The following is a 21,510-nucleotide window of genomic DNA, read 5'->3' on the forward strand; positions in this document are numbered from 1 at the left end:
CAACTTGCTTTGATTTGTGAAGTTGGTGGAGGCAAACGGGATCGAACCGATGACCCCCTGCTTGCAAAGCAGGTGCTCTACCAACTGAGCTATGCCCCCATTCTTGGTGGGTCTGGGAGGACTTGAACCTCCGACCCCACGCTTATCAAGCGTGTGCTCTAACCAGCTGAGCTACAAACCCAGATTTAACTCTTAAGCCTTCACTCAAGTGTTATCCGCATCTCTATCTACAGTTTACCGATAAGTGTGAGTGCTTAAAGCCTCTTCTTCTCTAGAAAGGAGGTGATCCAGCCGCAGGTTCCCCTACGGCTACCTTGTTACGACTTCACCCCAGTCATGAAGCATACCGTGGTAAGCGGCCTCCTTGCGGTTAGCCTACCTACTTCTGGTATCCCCCACTCCCATGGTGTGACGGGCGGTGTGTACAAGACCCGGGAACGTATTCACCGCAGTATGCTGACCTGCGATTACTAGCGATTCCGACTTCATGCACTCGAGTTGCAGAGTGCAATCCGGACTACGATCGGTTTTGTGAGATTGGCTCCACCTCGCGGCTTGGCTACCCTCTGTACCGACCATTGTATGACGTGTGAAGCCCTGGTCATAAGGGCCATGAGGACTTGACGTCATCCCCACCTTCCTCCGGCTTGTCACCGGCAGTCTCATTAGAGTGCCCAACTTAATGATGGCAACTAATGACAAGGGTTGCGCTCGTTGCGGGACTTAACCCAACATCTCACGACACGAGCTGACGACAGCCATGCAGCACCTGTGTTACGGCTCCCGAAGGCACTCCTCCGTCTCTGGAGGATTCCGTACATGTCAAGACCAGGTAAGGTTCTTCGCGTTGCATCGAATTAATCCACATCATCCACCGCTTGTGCGGGTCCCCGTCAATTCCTTTGAGTTTTAATCTTGCGACCGTACTCCCCAGGCGGTCAATTTCACGCGTTAGCTACGCTACTAAGCAATCAAGTTGCCCAACAGCTAATTGACATCGTTTAGGGCGTGGACTACCAGGGTATCTAATCCTGTTTGCTACCCACGCTTTCGAGCATGAACGTCAGTGTTATCCCAGGGGGCTGCCTTCGCCATCGGTATTCCTCCACATCTCTACGCATTTCACTGCTACACGTGGAATTCTACCCCCCTCTGACACACTCTAGTCAGCCAGTTCAAAACGCAGTTCCCAGGTTGAGCCCGGGGATTTCACATCTTGCTTAACTAACCGTCTGCGCTCGCTTTACGCCCAGTAATTCCGATTAACGCTCGCACCCTACGTATTACCGCGGCTGCTGGCACGTAGTTAGCCGGTGCTTATTCTTCAGGTACCGTCATATGCAGTCGATATTAGCAACTGCCCTTTCTTCCCTGACAAAAGTACTTTACAACCCGAAGGCCTTCTTCATACACGCGGCATGGCTGGATCAGGCTTGCGCCCATTGTCCAAAATTCCCCACTGCTGCCTCCCGTAGGAGTCTGGGCCGTGTCTCAGTCCCAGTGTGGCGGATCATCCTCTCAGACCCGCTACTGATCGTCGCCTTGGTAGGCCTTTACCCCACCAACTAGCTAATCAGATATTGGCCGCTCGAATAACGCAAGGCCCGAAGGTCCCCTGCTTTCCTCCTCAGAGCGTATGCGGTATTAGCTAATCTTTCGATTAGTTATCCCCCATTACTCGGTACGTTCCAATATGTTACTCACCCGTTCGCCACTCGCCACCCAAGAAGCAAGCTTCTCTGTGCTGCCGTCCGACTTGCATGTGTAAAGCATGCCGCCAGCGTTCAATCTGAGCCAGGATCAAACTCTTATGTTTAATCTCTAACTTTTTTAACTTCTGGTCTGCTTCAAAGAAACTGACAAGTCAATGTTAAAACATTTGTCTTGTCTGTCTTTTCAACAGTGTGAGGCTTTATGCACTCACACTTATCGGTAATCTGTCTGTTAAAGAGCGAAAACGAATTATCAGACTATTTTTCTTCGCTGTCAACTTTTTTCATCGAAATCTCTTTCAATCAATCCAGCCAACTGCTATAATCTTCTGTTCGTCTTTTTCTTCACCGCCGAAGCAGCGAAGAACCGAACTATACCCCTCCCAACCAAACCAGTCAACACCAAAAATCGACTTTTCGCAGACAAAATTAGCAAATCACTATTCCTAAAGGAAATTTTTCTTCGGCTTTTTTTGCTGAATTCTTCAAAACTTCCTAATCATTCTTCAAAACTTCCCAATCGCTCAATCTACGGTAAAACTTAGGCCGTCTGAAAATCGGGGTTTCAGACGGCCTTAGTTTTACTGTTTTTCTAACAATTCTGCCAACCTGCCGATAATGGCTTCGGCAACCTGCCGTTTGTCGGCTTCGGGGAAGTCGGTTTCTTGATAATCGTCGATAATGGTAATCCGGTTGGTGGCTTTGCCCATGGCTTGGGATACTTGGTTGGCGATCAGCATGGGGATGTGTTTGCGCTGCCGTTTGGCTCGGGCGTATTCTAAAACGTTTTTGCTTTCGGCGGCAAAGCCGACGCAGAACGGGGGTTGCGGTAATTTGGCAACGGAAGCGAGGATGTCGGGATTTTCGGTCAGTTCGATAACGGGGGCTTTTCCTGAACCGTCTTTTTTTAGTTTTTGGCTGCTGCTGTTTTTGACTTTATAGTCGGCGACGGCGGCAACGGAAATGAAAACGTCTTGTTCTGCGATATGTTGATGAACTGCCTGATACATGGCTTCGGCGCTGACGGCTTGCTGCATTTGTTTTAAACCGGCGGGAAGTGTGGTTTGGAGTTGGCCGTAAATCAAGGTAACGGCTGCGCCTGCGGCACGGCACGCCTGAGCCAGAGCAATGCCCATTTGTCCGCTGGAAATATTGGTAATGCCGCGGACGGGGTCGATGGCTTCAAAGGTTGCGCCGGCGGTAATCAGGATTTTTTTTCCGGCGAGGATTTTCGGTGTCCACAAATCGGGCAACAGTTCGGCCAATTCTGCGGCTTCTTTCATTCGGCCGACACCGGTTTCGCCGCATGCCTGTTCGCCGCTGTCGGGTTGGAACACGGTGATGCCGTCTGAAATCAGTTGTCGGATATTGCGTTGGTTGGCGGGGTTTTGCCACATTTCGACATTCATGGCGGGGGCGACTGCCAGCGGGCATTTGCGGGCGGCGGCCAAGTTGGTCAATAAGTTGTCGGCAATGCCGTGGGCGATTTTGGCCAAGGTGTTGGCGGTGGCGGGGGCAATCAGGAACACATCGGCGGCACGGGTCAGCTGGATATGCGCCATGCCGTTGCCGCCGACTTCCGAGCCGTGGGTATCGAGCAAAACGGGTTTGCCGCTTAATGCCTGAAAGGTCATCGGCGAGACAAATTCGGCGGTGGCACGGCTCATGGCAACGGTTACGCTGTGTCCCTGTTTTTTCAACAGCCGCACCAGTTCGCAGGATTTATAGGCGGCAATGCCGCCGCTGACACCGAGAAGAATGTGTTTGCCGGTCATGGGATATGGTTTCAAATTGAAATAGGGGCAACTATAACACGGAATGAAAAACATCGGGCAACCCTGTTTGCTCTGCCCGAGGTCGGCGACAGTAACATGTTTCTTTTCTTATAGATTGATAACTGAGACCGTCTGAAAACCGCTTTTCCAATTTAACTATTCGGCGGTAGATTTTATTGAGGGATTTTTCAGACGGCATGGCGGGCTTCGGTTTGCTTTTAGTTTAGAAGTTTCAGAGATATTTTAATGCCCGCCGCCGCCCTTGCTGCCGAACGGTGGTTTGGCAAACCAAATAACGGCTATCATTAAGACGAATAAAATGCTGCCGGCGAAAAAGATTTCGTTTGAGCCGATGATAAAGCCCTGTTGGGTAATGCTGCCGTTGATGCTGCCGAGCGCCTGTTGGTAGGTCATGCCCTGCTGCTGCATTTGCTGCAATGCCGCCTGCGTGTGGTCGGAATAAATATTGACATGTTCGGCAAGCCGGGTGTGGTGCAGGGCTTCGCGCCGCTCCCACATGGTGCTGACGACGGACACACCGACTCCGCCCATAAATACCCGCAGAAAATTGGACAAACTGCTGGCGGAAGCGATTCTGCCACCTTCGATATGCGACAGGGTAATGGTGGTCAGCGGTAAAAAGAACATGGCGACACCCAAGCCCTGCCAAAATTGCGGCCACACCACATTGCTGATGTCCATACCGGCGTAAAAATCGGTGCGCCAGTGGAAGGCAAAGGCAAACACCAAAAAACTGGCGGTTACCAGAATCCGCATATCGATGCGGTTGCCGAATTTGCCGATAACCGGCGACAGCAACACCGGCAACAGTCCCACCGGCGCTGCCGCCAGCCCCGCCCATGTCGAGGTATAGCCGAGATTGGACTGCAACACCAGCGGCAACAGCGTCAATGTTCCCATATACACCATAAAACCGAGCGAAGTCGCCAATACACCGATGGCGAAATTGCGGTTTTTAAACAGCGACAAATCGACAATCGGGTATTTTTCGCCCAATTCCCACACAATAAAATACGTCAGCGTAATCAGAGCGGTGATGCCCAACACCATGATTTCGGCGGAAGCAAACCAATCCAGCTCTTTGCCCCGATCCAGCATCATCTGCAAAGCGCCGATACCGACAATCATCAGCACCAACCCGACATAATCAATCGGCGTTTTCACGGTTTCGGTTTCCCTGTCGGCAAGCTGCCGCCATGCAATCCATGCCGCTGCTATCCCAATCGGTACATTAATAAAGAAAATCCAGCCCCAATGCCAGTTGTTGGAAATCCAGCCGCCCAAAATCGGGCCCAACACCGGTGCCACCACCACCGTCATCGCCCACAATGCCAGCGCCAGCGTGCGTTTTTCCCGAGGATACGATGCCATCAGCAGACTTTGCGACAAGGGAATCAGCGGGCCTGCAATAAAGCCCTGCAACACCCGGAACACCACCAAAAGCTGCAGATTCGGGGCAATGCCGCACAGCCACGACATCACCACAAAGCCGATAACCGAAGCGGTAAACAGCCGCACTTCGCCCATTCGTTTTGCCAGAAAACCGGTCAGCGGCACGGAAATCGCATTGGCCACGGCAAACGAGGTAATCACCCACGTTCCCTGCGTGGTCGCCGCACCCAAATCACCGGCAATCACCGGCACGGCGACATTGGCAATCGTGGTATCCAACACTTCCATAAACACGGCAAGGCTCAACGCCAGCGTAACCCACACCAAGCGTATGCCCTGCAACGGCGGATAAGTCATATTATTCTGTTTCCATTTAGTCCGAGGGTCAGACTTTTGTTTTCACTTCGCTCAAACCCGTTTCATCTATTTTCAGACGGCCTGTAATGCCCAGCATGATGTTCAAACCGAACAACCGAAGAAAATAATCGCCTGCTTATCGCAACAAAGGCCGTCTGAAAATGAATGAAATGGGTTTCTGCACAGCTAAAATCAGGTTTTGCCGTTAAGGTGCATATTCGGCAAACAGCTGCTCAATCAAGGCATCGATTTCCGACCAATCCACTGTTTCGGCCTGCGGTTGCACCGTTTTTCCGGTAGCGGTCTGATGTTCACCGGCGGCCGCCACATCAACTTTGGCCGTCATCGACAAACCGACCCGCAGCGGGTGGGCTTTCAGCTCTTGTTCGTCAAGCATAATCCGCACCGGCACACGCTGCACCACTTTAATCCAGTTGCCGGTGGCGTTTTGCGCCGGCAACAGCGAAAATGCGCTGCCCGTACCTGCCGAAAGGCCGCTGATTCTGCCGTGATACACCACGCTGCTGCCGTATAAGTCCGCCGTCAATTCCACCGGTTGGCCGATTTTCATTTTGCGCAGTTGAGATTCTTTAAAGTTGGCATCGACCCACAGATTATCCAGCGGCACAACTGCCATCAGCGGCGTACCCGCTGCCAGTTTTTGCCCGACCTGAACATTGCGTTTGGCGACCTGCCCTGCCATCGGCGAACGGATTTGCGTGCGTTGCAGATTCAGCCACGCATCTTTCAGACGGGTAACCGCATTCAACACCGCCGGTTGCTGGCGCAGCGGGATATTGTTGCCCAACACCGCCTGCGAAGCGGCGGACTCGGCTTCCACCGCCTTCAATGCCGCCTGCGCCTGCACCACCGCCGAACGGGCGTGTGCCAATTCTTCGCCGGAAACCGCATCAGCCGCCGCCAGCGCCTCGCGGCGTTTTAAATCGGCGGCGGCACGTTCCAAATCGGCTTTGCGTACCGACACCTGCGCTTTGGCCTGCGTGTTGACCGCTTTTTGCTGTTTGTTTTGGCGGATGGCCTGAATCAGCTCGTTTTTCGCCCGCTCGTAAGCCAGCAGAAAATCGCTGTCGTCCAACACGGCCAGCACGTCGCCTTTTTTCACCACATCGGTATCATCAACCGATACTTTCTGCACGGTTCCCGCCACCTGCGGCGTAATCTGCACCAAATGCCCCGAAACATAAGCGTCTTCGGTTTCTTCTTCGTGCTGCCACACCAAAAAATAGGCCGCCGCCAGCGCTGCCGCTGCCGCCGCAAACAGCAGCGTTACCGCAATCAGATTACGTTTGCGTTTCGATTTCGACTTGAGCGGTACGGTTTCATGGTGAACGGGATTGTCTGCTTTCGTATTCATCTTCAATATCCTGATATTTCTGCTCCGTCTGAACCAGACGGACCGGTTATTCTATAACCCGAGCATACCTCAGGCAAGCATAAACGGGTAAAAAATGCCTTATTTTCTAAGGCTTTTACTCGAAAAACGGCCGCCCAATGCCGTCTGAAAACCGCCGCAGGCAAACAAATCCAATCGGCTTTTCTACACAAACCCGCTGATTTATATTACAATCCGCCGCCCGTGGTTCGAAAACCTCCCACATTAAAAAACTAAGGAAAAATCATGTCCCGCAACAACCAAGAGCTGAACGGCATTTCGCTGTTGGGCAACCAACACACGCAATATCCGACCGAATATGCACCGGAAATCCTCGAAGCCTTCGACAACAAACACCCCAGCAACGACTATTTCGTCAAATTCGTCTGTCCCGAATTTACCAGCCTTTGCCCGATGACCGGCCAGCCCGACTTCGCCACCATCGTGATCCGCTATATTCCCGACATCAAAATGGTGGAAAGCAAATCGCTGAAACTCTATCTCTTCAGCTTCCGCAACCACGGCGACTTTCATGAAGACTGCGTCAATATCATCATGAAAGATTTGATTGCGCTGATGAACCCGAAATACATCGAAGTATTCGGCGAATTCACCCCGCGCGGCGGCATCGCCATCCACCCGTTTGCCAACTACGGCCGTGCCGGCACCGAGTTTGAAACCCTCGCCCGCCAACGCCTGTTCCAACACGACGCCCAATAACCCCTAGGCCGCAAACTGCACCTGAACGCCTGATTTTCAGACGGCCTCAGGTCGCTCAGGCCGTCTGAAAACCGGTAAAAACCATGTACACATTTACCCAAGCCCAACAGCAAAAAGCCCTTTTCTGGCTGATTCAGTTTCACATTCTGATTATCGCCGCCAGCAACTATCTGGTGCAGTTTCCCTTCGACATCTTCGGCGTACACACCACTTGGGGCGCATTTACCTTCCCGTTTATTTTTCTGGCAACCGATTTGACCGTCCGCATTTTCGGCTCGCAACTGGCACGCCGCATCATCTTCTGGGTCATGTTCCCCGCCCTGCTGCTTTCCTACATCGTATCCGTCTTATTCAGCAACGGCGCATGGACAGGCTGGGCATCGCTCACCCAATTCAGCACCTTTGTCGGCCGCATCGCCCTCGCCAGCTTCTGCGCCTACGCACTCGGCCAGATTTTAGACATCTTCGTTTTCAACAAACTGCGCCGGCTTCCGTCATGGTGGATCGCCCCCACCGCCTCCATCATCGCCGGTAACGCCTTAGACACCCTGATGTTTTTCAGCGTCGCCTTCTACGCCAGCAGCGATCCCTTTATGGCCGCACACTGGCCCGGCATCGCCTTTGTCGATTACCTGTTCAAACTCACCATCTGCACCCTGTTTTTCCTCCCCGCCTACGGCCTGCTGCTCAACCTGCTGACCAAAAAACTCACCACCCTGAGCCAAACCCGCCCGATTGCGGAAACAGTGGAACAAAACGTCTGATTGATTTCCGAAAACAAACCCCAAGCCGTCTGAAAACGATCGTTTTCAGACGGCTTGGGGTTTTTACAGCCGCCGAATGTTACATAAAAACAGCCGGACAGTATTTCCATACACTATCCGACTGTTTTCACTGCAAAAACTACGCTGCTTTAAATCCGCTGTGGCGCAATAAAGCGTCTATGCTCGGTTCTCTGCCGCGGAAGGCTTTGAACGATTCGGCGGCGCTGCGGCCGCCGCCGACGGCGAGGATTTCCCGCCAGAAGCGTTTGCCGGTGGCTCGGACATCGTCGCTTTCTTCAAAGGCGGCGTAAGCGTCGGCGCTCAATACTTCGGCCCAAGCGTAGCTGTAATAGCCTGCGGAATAGCCGCCGGCGAAGATGTGGCCGAAGCTGTTGGCAAAGCGGTTGTAGGTCGGCGGAATGCTGACGGCAACTTCTTGGCGTACACTGTCCAACACCGCTGCCCAGTTTTTCAGACGGCCTTGGTCGCTTTCGCTGTAAATCAGCATGTCGAACAGGGCAAATTCCATTTGGCGCACCATAAACATGCCCCGTTGGAAGTTTTTGGCGGCAACCATTTTGTCGAACAAGGCTTGCGGCAAGGCTGCGCCGGTTTCTTCGTGGGCGGACATTTCCGCCAACACATCGTATTCCCAAACGAAGTTTTCCATAAACTGGCTCGGTAATTCGACTGCGTCCCATTCCACGCCGTTGATGCCGCTCACGCCCAATTCTTCTTCCTGCGTCAGCAAGTGGTGCAGGCCGTGGCCCATTTCGTGGAACAGGGTCAGGATTTCGTCGTGGCTCAGGCGGGCTTCTTTTCCGGCCAGCGGCGGGGTGAAGTTGCACACCAAATAGGCGGTCGGGATTTGCAGCTGTCCGGCTTTTTCGCCGTCGGCAAAGCGGCGGCGGCCTTTGTAGTCGTTCATCCATGCGCCGCCCCGCTTGCCTTCGCGGGCGTATAAATCGAGATACACGCCGCCGATGATGGCACCACCGTTTTCCAATTCAAAATAACGCACGTCTTTATGCCAAACCGGTACGGTTTTTTCGATAAAGTTTACACCGTATAAACGGTTGATTTGGGCAAACAGACCCGCCAGCACTTTGCCGGCCGGAAAATATTTTTTCACTTCGGTTTCGCTGAAGGAATATTTGGCTTGGCGCAGTTTTTCGCCGGCGTATGCCAAATCCCACGATTGGAAATCGGCAATGCCCAAAGTATCGGCGGCAAAGGCTTTGACTTCGGCAAAATCCTGTTCGGCAAACGGTTTGGCCTGTGCCGCCAGATTGCGCAGAAACGCCAAAACCTGTGCGGGTGTGTCGGCCATTTTGGTGGCCAGCGACAATTCGGCGTAATTGTCGAAACCGAGCAGGTGTGCCGTTTCCAGCCCGATTTCCAGACAGCGGTCGATATTGGCGGTATTGTCGAATTTGCCTTCGTTGCTCAATTCGCTGGCACGGGTAACGTAGGCACGGTACATCTGTTCCCGCAGCGCACGGTTGTCGGCATATTGCATAACCGCCAGATAATGCGGCATTTGCAGGCCGATTTTGTAGCCGGTTTTGCCTTCGGCTTGGGCGGCGGCGGCAAACATCGCCAGCGCATCTTCCTGAATGCCCGCCAATTCGGCGGCATCGTCGAAATACAGGGCGAATGCGTCGGTTGCGTCCAATACGTTTTGCGAAAATTGCGCCGACAGTTGGGCGCTTTCAGTTTGCAACGCCGCCAATTTCGCCTGCTGTTCGGGCGGCAACTCGGCACCGCTCAACACGAAATCACGCAAATCATGGTTTAACTTGGTCTGCTGCGCCGGTGTCAGCTTGGCAAAGGCTTCAGAGGCCTTAATCGCTTTAAACCGTTCGTATAATTCGATATCTTGCGAGATTTCGCTGAAAAATACGGTTACTTCGGGCATTAATTCGTTATACACCGCCCGCAGTTGCGGCGTGTCCACCACCGAATTCAAATGGGCAACCACGCCCCAAATGCGGCCGACACGTTCGGTAATGTCGGTCAGGCGTTCGACCGTATTCAGCCAAGTGGTTTGCGGCTGCGCCTTCACCGCCGCCACTGCTTCCCGTGCCTGCTGCATGGCACTTTGCAGCGCCGGTTTGATGTGTTCGGTCTGAATGCGGTCAAACGCCGGTTCGTCGCCGAGTTGTAATAAAACGTTGTCGTTCATCTTGTTTTCCTTAATTGATAATCCGTGCAGGCCGTCTGAAAACGAGCAAAGCGAGTTTCTGCGCAGCTAAAACCGTAGGTTTCGCCAAAATAAGCAAAGCGAATTTCAGCGAAGCTATAGTGGGTTCAATTCAAAAGAGGACAAGGCGGCGAGCCGCAGACAGTACAGGTAGTACGACAAGGCGAGCCAACGCTGTAGTCTTTTGAAGTGAACCCGCTATAAAAACAGGCAATAAACCGCTATATGGTGGCGGATTGGGAAAATTAAAGCAAAACCGCCGAACTCTGTTTAAACTCGCTCTGCTCATTTTAGCTTCGCTGAAACTGGCTCTGCTCATTTTGGCGAAACCTGCGGTTTTAGCTGCGCAGAAATTCGTTTCACTCATTTTCAGACGGCCTGTTTTCGGATTTAACCATCCTCCGCTGATTTTATTCAAACTGAATCAAACCATCATTTCCCGATTATCAATACCCTCTTGCAAATATTTTGTGCCACTAATTTATATATAAATAAAATTTTGTTGTTATTTTTAGGTTTCGACTACATTCGACTACAAACACTCTTTCTTTCCGCCGCCGATTTTGCTAAAACACCGCCTACCGGCGGTTGCCGGTTTGAATAAAAACAAACAAAGGAAATGATGATGAGCAATTCCCAACAACACGGCGTGTCCGCTTTCGGCATCGCTTCTACCTTTATCGGCACCATCATCGGTGCGGGCTTCGCCTCCGGTAATGAAATTCTGCAATATTTCGTTTCGCAAGGCTGGTGGGGCTTGGGCGCAATTTTGGTCGCTACGGTCGGGTTTTACTGGTTCGGCAAAATCTCGCTGCAGCTGGGCTATTATCTGAAAACCGAAGAATATTCCCACGCCATCAGTCCTTCCGACAGCCCGTGGCCGCGCCGCTACTGCGATTTGATGATTACCGTAACCCTGTTCGGCACATTTGTGATTATGATTGCCGGTGCCGGCGGCCTGCTCGCCAATCTTTTCGGCCTGCCTGCGATTTACGGTTCAATCGGTATCGGCGTGCTGGTGGTATTGAACCTGTTGTGGGGCATGAACGGCTTGGTGCGGATTCAGGAACTGATGGTTCCGGCTCTGATTGCCGGTTGCGTGTTGGTCGGCCTGTTTTTCACGTTCAACCCGATTGCAGGCGCAGACAAGCCGTCTGAAATCATCACTTCGCCGTTTTTGGTGCATTGGATTCCCAACGGCATTCTGTATGTTGCCTTTAATTTTCAACTTGCCATTGCCGTATTGGTGCCGCTGGGCGCAGCCGCACAAAGCCGCCAAACCCTGCAAAAAGGCGTATTCTGGGGCGCACTGGGGCTGTTTGCCGGTAGTGCCACCATCTTCACCGCCCTGCTGTTGAACCAAGGCGCAGTCGGCAACCAAGCCTATCCGATGGTAACGCTTGCCGAACAGATTTTCTCCGGCTTGGGCTATGTATATGCCGCTATTTTGGTGTTCGGCCTGTATTCCACCGCCATCAGCTGCTTTTACGGCACCATCCTGCGGGTACACGAAACCAAAATGTTCGCCCGTCTCAATCAGGTTTGGGTGATGATTATCATGTCCGCCGTCGGCGTGGTATTGAGCCGCTTCGGTTTCTCCGATCTGATCGGTAGAATCTACCCGATTCTCGGCTTCGGCGGCCTTTTGGTGATGGTGTTTATGATTATGGTTGCCGTGAAAAAACTGCCGACATTAACGGCAAGAAACTGATATAGTGAATCTACTTACCTCCATCAGGCTGTTACCATCAGGCAAAAAGTAAGGAAACACCATGTTCAACCTGTTAAAAAGACCGATAGAAACAGAAACCTTGGACGCATGGGCGAAAATACTCGAAGACATCGCCAAAGTTGCCGTTCTTGCCTTGCCGGTGGTAATATTCGGGCAAAACGGCGTAGCCTTCAAAGCGGCAAGCAGCATCGCCCTACTGACCATCGCCTACTTCGCCCTAATCGGCGGAAAACAAATCCGCAAACACAAAACATTTTTATCCACGGAGGACTAAGAAATGGCACTGACAATCGGCTTATTCACCCTCGCAGCAGTGATGGCAGCAGTCGTTTTCGCCATCAACCGTGCCGTCAAAGCAGACAAAAAAGCCTGACCCAATCCGCCTTACGGCGGATTTTTATTGCCTATCCAGTTGATTTTGTTCTACCACACAGACTAATCCATTGGTTTTCAGACGGCCTGCTCTATCCCTTTCGGCTCTTCGCCGAATACCTGCTGCCACAGTCGGCAAACGTTTTGATAATGTTCGAGCAGGGTTGCGTCGGGGCGGACTTTTTCGGCATCACGCAGTTTGGTGTTGTGCTGCTGCAGGCGGTAGAAACGGTAGGCGGTGCGGCTTTTTTCTGCCAAGGCGCTGTCAATCAGACCGCAACCGGCGGCGATGTCGAGCAGGGCAATGTTGCCGTAGTTGTCCAAAAGCTGCGGATGGCGGCCGGAATGGGCGAGAATCAGATATTGGACGATAAATTCGACATCGACCACGCCGCCGCGGGCGTATTTGACGCTGTCGGCAAGCGGCGGGTGGGTGGCGAACATTTTTTCCCGCATGGCAATAATTTCCTGCGCCAGTTCCTGCTGCGGACGGGTTCGGGTCAGGATTTCGCTGCGGATGCGGTCGAAGGCCGTCTGAATTTCGGGTTTGCCGACAATCCATCTGGCTCGGGTCAGGGACTGGTGTTCCCACGTCCATGCCTGTTCGTGCTGGTATTTTTCAAAGGCGGCGACGCTTTGGACGAGATAACCGCTGTCGCCGTTGGGCCGCAGGCGCAAATCGACATCGTAAAGGCTGCCGGCACCGGTGAGCGCCGAGAGCCAGTTGGTCAGGCGGCGGGCGAAGCGGATATAGGTATCTTGGGCATCGGGGTGGTCGTCGTCAAACAGGTAAACCAAGTCCAAATCGGAGGCATAGCCAAGCTCTTTGCCGCCGAGTTTGCCGTAGCCGATCACGGCAAATTGCGGCGTTTCGCAGTGTTTTTTCGGCATATCCGCCCACACGGCGGGAATGGCGGCGGCCAATACGGTATCGGCAAGGGCGGAAAGTTGGTCAGATACGGCTTCAATCGTCCATAATCCCGCCAAGTCCTGCACCGCCAGCCGGAACACTTGTGTGTGTTGGAAATGGCGCAATACGTCCATTTGCGCTTCGGTATCGCCGCTGCAGTTGGCGAGGCCGTCTGAAAGTTCGGCGGCGAGTTTCGCCCAGTCGAAACGGGTGTCGAGCAGCTGGGCGCTGATGAGTTCGTCGAGCAAAATCGGGTAGCGGGTCAGATAATCGGTTACCCACGCACTCTGGTTCATGATTTCCGCCAGCCGCAGCAGGATTTTCGGGTGTTCGTGCAGCAGCGCCAGATAAGACGAGCGGCGGCTGATGGTTTCGAGAAAGGCCAGCAGCCGCAGCAGGGTGTCGGTCGGGCTGCTTTGGGCGGCGGCGGCTTCGGCCATAGACGGGATAATGGCATCAAAACGGGGCTGGGCGTGCGCCGACAGATGGCGGTATTTGCTGCTGCCGGCAATCTGCTCCAGCTTGGCGGTGGCGGTTTCGGCATCGAAGCCGTGTTCTGCCAACACGTTCAGACAGGCTTCCCGATCGAGCGGCGGCCACACGCCCTGCCAGCGGTCGCTGCGCTGCGGCTCTTCGGGACGGCTCAAAATTTCGTTAAACAGGGCATTGACGGCGCTGCGGTGGGCATTGAGGCCGTCTGAAAACGCTGCATAATCGGCAAAACCCATGCTTTCGGCAAGCAGCTGCTGCTGTTCGGGCTGAACCGGCAAGGTTTGCGTCTGCAAATCTTCCCAATATTGCAGGCGGTGTTCGACATCGCGCAAAAAGGCGTAGGCCGCCAGCAGCGTATCGGCGTTTTGCGTACTCACAATCCCCGCCTCCGCCAGTTTGCGCAGCGTTTCCCGAGTGCCTTTGAGCTGCAACGAACGGTTTTGCCCGCCCCGTATCATTTGGAAAATCTGGGCGATAAATTCCACTTCCCGAATGCCGCCGGAACCGAGTTTGACATTGTCCGCCATGCCTTTTTTGCTCACTTCGCTGCGGATCTGGCGGTGCAGCCCCCGCATCGCATCGTAAGCGTTGTAGTCTAAATATTTGCGGAACACAAACGGCCGCACCAGCGCTTCGATTCCGTTGGGATACGGCGTAATCACCCGCCCTTTGCACCACGCATAGCGTTCCCATTCCCGCCCCTGCTGAATCAGATATTGTTCCAGCGCCGTTTCGCTCAACACCAGCGGCCCCGAATCGCCATCCGGCCGCAACCGCATATCCACCCGGAACACCTGTCCGTCGGCGGTCATATCGTTTAAGAGCGCAATCAGCTTCTGCCCCACTTTGGTGAAAAACGTCTGATTGTCTTTCTCGCGCCTGCCGTCGGTCGCCCCCGCTTCGGGGTACACAAAAATCAGGTCGATGTCGGACGACACATTCAATTCATAACCGCCCGCCTTGCCCATCGCCACCACGCTCAAATACTGCTGCTCCTGCGTATAGCGGCCGATCGGCGTGCCGTACATATCCTGATAATAGGCGTAGGCGAACTTCAGCGCCGTATTGACTGCAAATTCGGCAAACAGCGTGATGGTGCGGGTAACTTCGTCCAAATCGCTGATGCGGTTGGTATCCCGCACAATAATATGCGCCACCACATACGAACGCAGCCGCCGCAATTCCCGTGCCAGCCCCGCCTCGCCTTCCGCCGCCTGCAACGCTGCCCAATCGGCAAACGCTTCAAAATCCGCCGGTTTCAGCGGCTGCGCCAGCATGGGCAAAAATACATTGGTATCCAGCCGCCCCGAATCCAGCAGGCGGGCGACAAACGGCGAATAGCGGCGGGCGGTATCAAGCATAATCGGTACTCAAAAAAGGATTTTCAGACGGCCTATCATAACAATATTCGTCGGTAGTTAAAAATCATTTTGGCTGTTTAAATATGAAAGTGTCGTTTCGGTATTTCTGGACGTTGTGTGATTGACAGGGCCGTTTTCAGACGGCCTTTGCGCTGCACACACGGCATTCGGGATTTTTTTCCAAAGCGAAAGTCTGCCAACTGCCGTCCAAAGCCTGATAGATTTTGAGTTGGCCGTGTTGCGGCGTACCGATGCCGAGCAGGATTTTCAGGGCTTCGGCGGCTTGTGCCGTGCCGATGATGCCGACCAGCGGCGAGAATACGCCGAATAAGGCGCACACGCCATCGTCGGCATGGTCTCCGTCAAACAGACAGGCGTAACACGGCGAGTCGGGCAAATCGGGGCGGTACACGGCGAGCTGGCCGTCAAAGCGTACCGCTGCGCCCGACACCAGCGGCACTCGGTGCTGCACGCAGGCCTGATTGACGGCTTGGCGGGTGGCGAAGTTGTCGCAGCAGTCGAGTACCACATCGGCTTCGCCCACCAATGCCGAGAGCCGTTCTCCGTCCAAGCGTTCGGCAACGGCATCAATCCGAATGCCGCTGTTGGCGGTTTTCAGACGGCCTTGCAGGGCTTGGGCTTTGTTTTTGCCGATGTCGCTTTCGGTGTAGGCAATCTGGCGCTGCAGATTGGTTTCGTCCACCGTGTCGAAATCGGCAACGGTCAGCCGGCCGATACCGGCGGCCGCCAGATACGGGGCGGCGGCGGCACCCAATCCGCCGCAGCCGATGATTAAAATATGCGACTGCAGCAGTTTTTCCTGCCCTTCGATACCGATTTCGTCCAGCAGGATATGGCGGCTGTAACGCAAAAGCTGCTTATCGTCCATGATGTTTCCTTATTTTCAGACGGCCTCGCCCTGTTCTGCAAAACGGAAATCGCCGCTTTTGCCGCCGGTTTTTTCGGCCAAGTGGATATTGTTGATTATCATGGATTTATCGACTGCTTTGAGCATGTCGTAAATCGTTAGCAGGGCGATATTAACGCCGGTGAGTGCTTCCATTTCCACGCCGGTTGCGCCCTCGGTGGCGGCGGTAACGGCGGCGTGTACGCTGCGGCTTTGGCTGTCGGTTTCAAAATCGACACGGATATGCGTCAGCGGCAAGGGATGACAGAGCGGAATCAGAAAACCGGTCTGCTTGGCCGCCTGAATTGCGGCAATCCTCGCCACGCCCAATACGTCGCCTTTCACGGCCGCACCGCTGTGCAGCATTTCGAATGCCTGAGCATTCATGCTGATGGTGCCGACGGCTTTTGCCGTGCGGCGGGTGGCGGCCTTGCCGCCGATATCGACCATATGCGCTTCGTTTTTTTCGTTTAAATGGGTCAGTTGCGCCATAATTCAGGTTTCCGTCTCGTTTAAATAAATGCCATTTTAAGGGATTTTGCCGCCCCAAACCATTAAGGCCGTCTGAAAACCGCATCAAGCGGGTTTGACCAAACACAAATATGGCCTGAGCCGAATGTTTATATGAAAACAAGCCGGTCTGCGCCGCTTTTTCCAACTATCGTGAATTCACTTTAAAAGTATTACTGCGTTGGCTCGCCCGGCTCAAAGAGGACGGTTTTGTAACCGGATTAAAAAACAATCCGGACAAAACCTGTCCCGTACTACCTGTACTGTCTGCGGCTCGCCGCCTTGTCCTATTTTAAATTAAATTCACTATATGGCGGTTTCGGTCGAGTTCCGATACAATGATTTGACTTTTGAACAATAAACAGCGGCATTTGCAGGCACTCTACCCCGCCATGCCCGCTGACGAAAAGGAGGATTTACTCATGCAGCTCCATATTTTAAACAATCCCAAAGATGCTGCGCTGGCGGCGGATGCCGAATTTTTAAAACAGTCTTTGTTCCAACTGCTGCACGAGGAAGCCTCGCCGCTGGTGGTGGAAACCGTTAAATTGTTATCTACCGCCGAAGACAGCAGCGCCATCATCGACAAAGTATTGCCGCAGCTTGACGAGCAGCAGACCCACGATTTAACGCTGGCCTGCGGCCTGTTTGCGCAAATTCTGAACATTGCCGAAGATGTCCACCACGAACGCCGCCGCCAAGTGCATGAAGCGGCAGGACACAATGCCGCCGAAGGCAGTTTGGCAGAAACCGTACGCAAGCTGCGTGCCGGCAAAATCGACGGCAAAACCCTGCAGCAGCAGCTCAACCAAACCAAAGTGTTCGCCGTATTGACCGCCCACCCGACCGAAGTGCAGCGCCAATCGGTGTTGAGCTTCAACCGCCGTATCCGCTCCCTGTTGCCGCAGCGGGAACGCTGCAACAATCCGGAAGCGCTGGCAGAGTTGCGCCGTGAAATCGACACCATTCTGCTCGGCCTGTGGCAGACCAACGAAACCCGCCACTACAAACTAAGCGTCAATGATGAAATCATCAACGGCGTATCGATTTTCCCGATGAGCTTTTTTGAAGCCTTGCCGAAACTCTACCGCAGCATGGAACGTGAATTTCAGACGGCCTATCCGGGCATCGAAGTGCCGAACATCATGAAAATCGGCGGCTGGATCGGCGGCGATAGGGACGGCAACCCCTTTGTTTCCGCCGAAACCCTGCGTTACGCCTTCACCCGCCACGCCGATGCCGTGTTCCGCTATTATCGGGGCGAACTCGACAAACTCTACCGCGAATTGCCGCTTTCCACCCGCCGCGTCAAAGTCAATGCCGACGTAACCGCCATGTCCGAACAGTCGCCCGACACCGCCATCGCCCGCACCGAAGAGCCGTACCGCCGTGCCGTTGCCTACATCATGGCACGGGTGATGGGCAAAGCCAAAGCCATCGGGCTGGGCATGGGCTGCAAATTCGGTTTTCTCACCCCTTACGCTTCGGCCGACGAATTTCTAACCGATTTGCACAAACTGCAACGCTCGCTGCGGGACAACGGCAGCGCCCTGATGGCAGAAGGCCGCCTTGCCGACATTATCCGCACCGCCTCGGTATGCGGCTTCCACATGATGCCGCTGGATTTACGCCAACACGCCGAAAAACACGCCGATGTCGTGGCCGAACTCTTCCAACACGCCGGTTTGGAAGACTACCGCAGCCTGTCGGAAACCGACAAACAGGCCGCCCTGCTGCGGGAACTGCAACACCAACGCCCGCTATACAGCCCGTTTATCACCTACAGCGAACACACGCAGAAAGAGTTGGCGATTTTCAACGAAGCCCGCCTGATTAAAGACGAATTCGGCGAATTTGCCGTAACCCAAAGCATTATTTCCAACTGCGAACAACCGAGCGACCTCTTGGCACTGGCGCTGCTGCTCAAAGAAAGCGGCCTGCTGACTGTGGACAACGGCAAACCGGTCAGCCGCATGAACATCGTTCCCCTGTTTGAAACCATCGAAGCACTGGAAAACGCCTGCGCCGTGATGGAAACCCTGTTCAGCCTCGATTGGTATCGCACCCTGCTCGCCGGCCGCTTCAACACGCAGGAAATCATGCTCGGCTATTCCGATTCCAACAAAGACGGCGGCTACGTAACCAGCTCATGGTGTCTGTATCAGGCCGAATCCGAACTGGTCAAACTGTTTAACCGATACAATATCCGTATGCGCCTCTTCCACGGCCGGGGCGGCAGCGTCGGCCGCGGCGGCGGCCCGTCTTACCAAGCCATTCTGGCACAACCGGCAGGCAGCGTATCCGGCCAAATCCGTATTACCGAACAGGGCGAAGTCATCACCGCCAAATACGCCGACCCGAGCAACGCCCGCCGCAATCTGGAAACCTTGGTTGCCGCCACACTCGAAGCCAGCCTGTTGCCCGACCAAAAAGACCCCGACAGCACCCTGATGCAGGCACTGTCAGACGTATCGTTCAAATACTATCGGGAACTGATTACCCACCCCGACTTTATCGACTACTTCCTGCAAACCAGCCCGATTCAGGAAATCGCCTCGCTCAACCTCGGCAGCCGCCCCGCCAGCCGCAAAACACTGGCACGCATACAGGATTTGCGGGCGATTCCGTGGGTATTCTCATGGATGCAGAACCGCCTGATGCTTCCCGCATGGTACGGCTTCGGCAGCGCCGTCGTGAGCCTGTGCGAAAACAACCCCGACACACTCAAAGCCCTGCAGCAGCACGCCCAAGACAACCCGTTCTTCCGAGCCATGCTCTCCAATATGGAACAAGTCATGGCCAAAACCGACATCACACTGGCGGAAGACTACGCCGAATTGAGCGAAACGCCGGAACAGGCCGCCGTCATCTTCCAAATGATTAAAGAAGAATACCTGCGCAGCCGCAAAGCCCTGCTCGAACTGCTGCAAACCACCGAACTTCTGCGCAACAACCGCAGCCTCGCCCGCTCGCTGGCATTGAGAATCCCATATCTCAACGCCCTCAACAGCCTGCAGGTCGCCATGCTCAAACGCCTGCGCAAAGAACCGGACAACCCGCACGCCCTCCTGATGGTACACCTCACCATCAACGGCGTGGCGCAAGGCCTGCGCAACACCGGTTAAACATACCGGCATAACATTAAGGCCGTCTGAAAACAGGGATTCTATATCGAAACCCTGTTTTCAGACGGCTTTTGGTTTGGGCGAAACGATAGTTAACACACCGAATTTTCTGTACAAATCGGCAAGCTATAGTGAATTCACTTAATAAACCGTACGATTTTCAAATACTCCGTCATTCCGACGCAAGTCGGAATCCATCTCAGCGGTTTAGGTAGCTGTTTTTTATTTACAATTTCTGAATTTGATAAATAGATTCCGACTTGCGTCGGAATGACGGGCGTGTTGGGTTTGGAATGTGCTGGAAATTCGGTTGATTTACTATAAGTTGCTCCACCTGCACTTTGTTCCCCGTCCCGCTGGCTGGAAAAGGTTATAGTGAAATAACCTAATAATCCATACGGTTTTTAAACAGGGCGTAGGTTGGGTCGAGACCCAACACGATTGGAAATACCTTGAAGCATAAGATTTTGTTGGGTTACGCTCGTGCCTCGCTAACCACACCTTGTATAAGAAACACCAACCACAAGATAAAATAAAAAGCCCCCGACAGAAGCAGCTATCAGGGGCGGGATTGAAAATAGAGTTGTACGCCAACCTTGGGCTTCAAAGCCCGCGACGTAGATAAAAGCCTGTTTTCAATGTCCAAACACCCCGAATAGTATCATAGACATGCTGTGCATAGTCTGCATTCACAAGGTTAGGAGCATGATGGACACCCCATTTTATTTTATCGGCATCGATATTGCCAAGTTAAAGTTCGATGTCGCAGTCAAAAAATCCGCAAAAGTGTATCAACACCACCAGTTTGAGAACCATCCGAAAGGATTTGCTGCTCTGAGCGAATGGCTGAACAGCTTTTCGGATAAGCCGCTCTATATCGTGATGGAAGCGACAAACGTCTATCACGAAAGGTTGTGCGAATACTTATATACGGCCGGACATTCAGTAGTGGTGATTAATCCCAAATGTGCCGCCAACTTTGCCAAAGGTTTGAACTTACGTTCCAAAACCGACAAAGCGGATGCCAAATTACTTGCCCGCTTAGCCGAAAGCTACGTTCATGAATTTGATCTGTGGCAACCGAAAGGCAATAACGAAAAAGCCTTATTGCGCCAACTTCGCCATCTCGAACATTTAAAAGCAGCGCTGGCGAAAGAAAAAGTCCGGCTGCAGATGCTGTTGGACGAGTATGCGATGGTTTCGTCCGAACGTCTGATTGCTTTTCTTGAGTGCGAAGTCAAAACTGTTGAAACGCATATTCATCAGTTGGTGAAACAGGATGAGCAGTTGAAACACAACCATCGTCTGTTGAGCAGTATTCCCGCCATCGGCAAAACCACAGCCTGTTGGCTGCTCGCCATACTGGGCGACGGCACTCGGTTTAAAAACGGAAGGGCTGCTGCGACCTATGCCGGACTGACCCCGATGGTCAGACAATCGGGAACGAGTGTAGATAAGCGGGTCGGTATCTCCCGTATCGGACAGAGTGATTTGAGGAAGATACTCTATATGCCGGCCGTGTCGTTTTGCTTTGGCAAATATAAGGACAGTATTTACAGCCCGTTTGTCCAACGCTTGCTGGAGCGTAATAAACTGGCGAAAAAAGCCGTGATTGTGGCTCTGATGCGTAAACTCGTGACCATTGCCCAATCTGTATTGAAGTACCAACAACCCTTTAACGAAGAACGCTATGCGAAAATGTGTCTGGATAAGGCTTGATTTGCTGGGGGGGTTATAGTATCTACAAAACAAGCCGTCTGAAAA

The 21,510-nt window shown here is 53.3% G+C and carries 13 protein-coding genes, 2 tRNA genes, 1 rRNA gene and 1 riboswitch; of the genes, 6 read left to right on the top strand and 10 right to left on the bottom strand.

Features of this window, described 5'->3' with window-relative positions; all coding sequences use genetic code 11:
• Positions 1-23 precede the first annotated feature (23 nt).
• The 6 genes from PJU73_RS07055 to PJU73_RS07080 form a co-directional block, all read right to left on the bottom strand.
• Positions 24-99 (bottom strand) — tRNA-Ala (locus PJU73_RS07055).
• Between the two features lie 5 nt (positions 100-104).
• A tRNA-Ile gene (locus PJU73_RS07060) sits at positions 105-181 on the bottom strand.
• A 94-nt stretch (positions 182-275) separates the two neighbouring features.
• Positions 276-1,816: ribosomal RNA gene (locus PJU73_RS07065) — 16S ribosomal RNA — on the bottom strand.
• Positions 1,817-2,293: 477 nt separating this feature from the next.
• The gene (coaBC, locus tag PJU73_RS07070; RefSeq protein WP_237091931.1) at positions 2,294-3,487 is read right to left on the bottom strand and encodes a bifunctional phosphopantothenoylcysteine decarboxylase/phosphopantothenate--cysteine ligase CoaBC; all 1,194 of its coding nucleotides are present in this window, start codon (positions 3,485-3,487) and stop codon (positions 2,294-2,296) included.
• A gap of 243 nt (positions 3,488-3,730) precedes the next feature.
• On the bottom strand, positions 3,731-5,257 hold the full coding sequence (locus PJU73_RS07075) for a DHA2 family efflux MFS transporter permease subunit (RefSeq protein ID WP_237091930.1): 1,527 nt from the start codon (positions 5,255-5,257) through the stop codon (positions 3,731-3,733).
• A gap of 205 nt (positions 5,258-5,462) precedes the next feature.
• Positions 5,463-6,632 carry an HlyD family secretion protein gene (locus tag PJU73_RS07080; RefSeq protein ID WP_237091929.1) on the bottom strand — a complete coding sequence of 390 codons (1,170 nt, stop codon included), beginning with the start codon at positions 6,630-6,632 and terminating at the stop codon, positions 5,463-5,465.
• Positions 6,633-6,848: 216 nt separating this feature from the next.
• A riboswitch (PreQ1 riboswitch) is annotated at positions 6,849-6,893 on the top strand.
• A gap of 3 nt (positions 6,894-6,896) precedes the next feature.
• On the opposite strand from PJU73_RS07080, the gene queF reads away from it, so the two are divergent.
• Together queF and PJU73_RS07090 are read left to right on the top strand one after the other, a co-directional pair.
• Complete coding sequence (queF, locus tag PJU73_RS07085; protein ID WP_237091928.1) at positions 6,897-7,370, top strand: preQ(1) synthase; 474 nt, start codon at positions 6,897-6,899, stop codon at positions 7,368-7,370.
• Positions 7,371-7,453: 83 nt separating this feature from the next.
• Positions 7,454-8,134, top strand: a complete 681-nt coding sequence (locus PJU73_RS07090; protein WP_237091927.1) for a 7-cyano-7-deazaguanine/7-aminomethyl-7-deazaguanine transporter — start codon at positions 7,454-7,456, stop codon at positions 8,132-8,134.
• A gap of 139 nt (positions 8,135-8,273) precedes the next feature.
• Here the strand turns inward: PJU73_RS07090 and PJU73_RS07095 are convergent, their stop codons facing one another.
• On the bottom strand, positions 8,274-10,319 hold the full coding sequence (locus PJU73_RS07095) for a M3 family metallopeptidase (protein WP_237091926.1): 2,046 nt from the start codon (positions 10,317-10,319) through the stop codon (positions 8,274-8,276).
• Between the two features lie 643 nt (positions 10,320-10,962).
• Here PJU73_RS07095 and PJU73_RS07100 point away from each other — a divergent pair.
• Together PJU73_RS07100 and PJU73_RS07105 are read left to right on the top strand one after the other, a co-directional pair.
• Entirely contained in the window at positions 10,963-12,048 is a 1,086-nt protein-coding gene (locus tag PJU73_RS07100; protein WP_237091925.1) for a YkvI family membrane protein, read from the top strand.
• Between the two features lie 61 nt (positions 12,049-12,109).
• Positions 12,110-12,343: a hypothetical protein gene (locus tag PJU73_RS07105; protein ID WP_237091924.1), complete on the top strand. Its 234-nt coding sequence runs from the start codon at positions 12,110-12,112 to the stop codon at positions 12,341-12,343.
• A 176-nt stretch (positions 12,344-12,519) separates the two neighbouring features.
• Here PJU73_RS07105 and glnE read toward each other — a convergent pair whose 3' ends face one another.
• The 3 genes from glnE to moaC all read right to left on the bottom strand — a co-directional run bounded on the left by glnE (position 12,520) and on the right by moaC (position 16,603).
• Positions 12,520-15,204, bottom strand: coding sequence for a bifunctional [glutamate--ammonia ligase]-adenylyl-L-tyrosine phosphorylase/[glutamate--ammonia-ligase] adenylyltransferase (gene glnE, locus PJU73_RS07110; RefSeq protein ID WP_237091923.1), 2,685 nt, complete (start codon positions 15,202-15,204; stop codon positions 12,520-12,522).
• 136 nt (positions 15,205-15,340) lie between these two features.
• On the bottom strand, positions 15,341-16,093 hold the full coding sequence (locus PJU73_RS07115; protein ID WP_237091922.1) for a HesA/MoeB/ThiF family protein: 753 nt from the start codon (positions 16,091-16,093) through the stop codon (positions 15,341-15,343).
• Between the two features lie 15 nt (positions 16,094-16,108).
• Positions 16,109-16,603 carry a cyclic pyranopterin monophosphate synthase MoaC gene (moaC, locus tag PJU73_RS07120; protein ID WP_237091921.1) on the bottom strand — a complete coding sequence of 165 codons (495 nt, stop codon included), beginning with the start codon at positions 16,601-16,603 and terminating at the stop codon, positions 16,109-16,111.
• A 440-nt stretch (positions 16,604-17,043) separates the two neighbouring features.
• Here moaC and ppc point away from each other — a divergent pair, with 440 nt between their 5' ends.
• Both ppc and PJU73_RS07130 read left to right on the top strand, forming a co-directional pair.
• Positions 17,044-19,746 carry a phosphoenolpyruvate carboxylase gene (ppc, locus tag PJU73_RS07125; RefSeq protein ID WP_237091932.1) on the top strand — a complete coding sequence of 901 codons (2,703 nt, stop codon included), beginning with the start codon at positions 17,044-17,046 and terminating at the stop codon, positions 19,744-19,746.
• A 705-nt stretch (positions 19,747-20,451) separates the two neighbouring features.
• Positions 20,452-21,465, top strand: a complete 1,014-nt coding sequence (locus PJU73_RS07130; RefSeq protein WP_272606889.1) for an IS110 family RNA-guided transposase — start codon at positions 20,452-20,454, stop codon at positions 21,463-21,465.
• Positions 21,466-21,510: the final 45 nt, after the last annotated feature.

This window comes from Neisseria lisongii, from assembly GCF_028463985.1.
GTDB classification, from domain to species: domain Bacteria; phylum Pseudomonadota; class Gammaproteobacteria; order Burkholderiales; family Neisseriaceae; genus Neisseria; species Neisseria lisongii.

Bases quoted from the DNA above. Each gene is read 5' to 3' on its own strand.
- coaBC (WP_237091931.1), bottom strand. From the start codon at position 3,487: ATGACCGGCAAACACATTCTTCTCGGTGTCAGCGGCGGCATTGCCGCC.
- PJU73_RS07080 (WP_237091929.1), bottom strand. From the start codon at position 6,632: ATGAATACGAAAGCAGACAATCCCGTTCACCATGAAACCGTACCGCTC.
- PJU73_RS07075 (WP_237091930.1), bottom strand. From the start codon at position 5,257: ATGACTTATCCGCCGTTGCAGGGCATACGCTTGGTGTGGGTTACGCTG.
- PJU73_RS07090 (WP_237091927.1), top strand. From the start codon at position 7,454: ATGTACACATTTACCCAAGCCCAACAGCAAAAAGCCCTTTTCTGGCTG.
- queF (WP_237091928.1), top strand. From the start codon at position 6,897: ATGTCCCGCAACAACCAAGAGCTGAACGGCATTTCGCTGTTGGGCAAC.
- glnE (WP_237091923.1), bottom strand. From the start codon at position 15,204: ATGCTTGATACCGCCCGCCGCTATTCGCCGTTTGTCGCCCGCCTGCTG.
- PJU73_RS07130 (WP_272606889.1), top strand. From the start codon at position 20,452: ATGATGGACACCCCATTTTATTTTATCGGCATCGATATTGCCAAGTTA.
- PJU73_RS07115 (WP_237091922.1), bottom strand. From the start codon at position 16,093: ATGGACGATAAGCAGCTTTTGCGTTACAGCCGCCATATCCTGCTGGAC.
- PJU73_RS07095 (WP_237091926.1), bottom strand. From the start codon at position 10,319: ATGAACGACAACGTTTTATTACAACTCGGCGACGAACCGGCGTTTGAC.
- PJU73_RS07100 (WP_237091925.1), top strand. From the start codon at position 10,963: ATGAGCAATTCCCAACAACACGGCGTGTCCGCTTTCGGCATCGCTTCT.
- PJU73_RS07105 (WP_237091924.1), top strand. From the start codon at position 12,110: ATGTTCAACCTGTTAAAAAGACCGATAGAAACAGAAACCTTGGACGCA.
- ppc (WP_237091932.1), top strand. From the start codon at position 17,044: ATGCAGCTCCATATTTTAAACAATCCCAAAGATGCTGCGCTGGCGGCG.
- moaC (WP_237091921.1), bottom strand. From the start codon at position 16,603: ATGGCGCAACTGACCCATTTAAACGAAAAAAACGAAGCGCATATGGTC.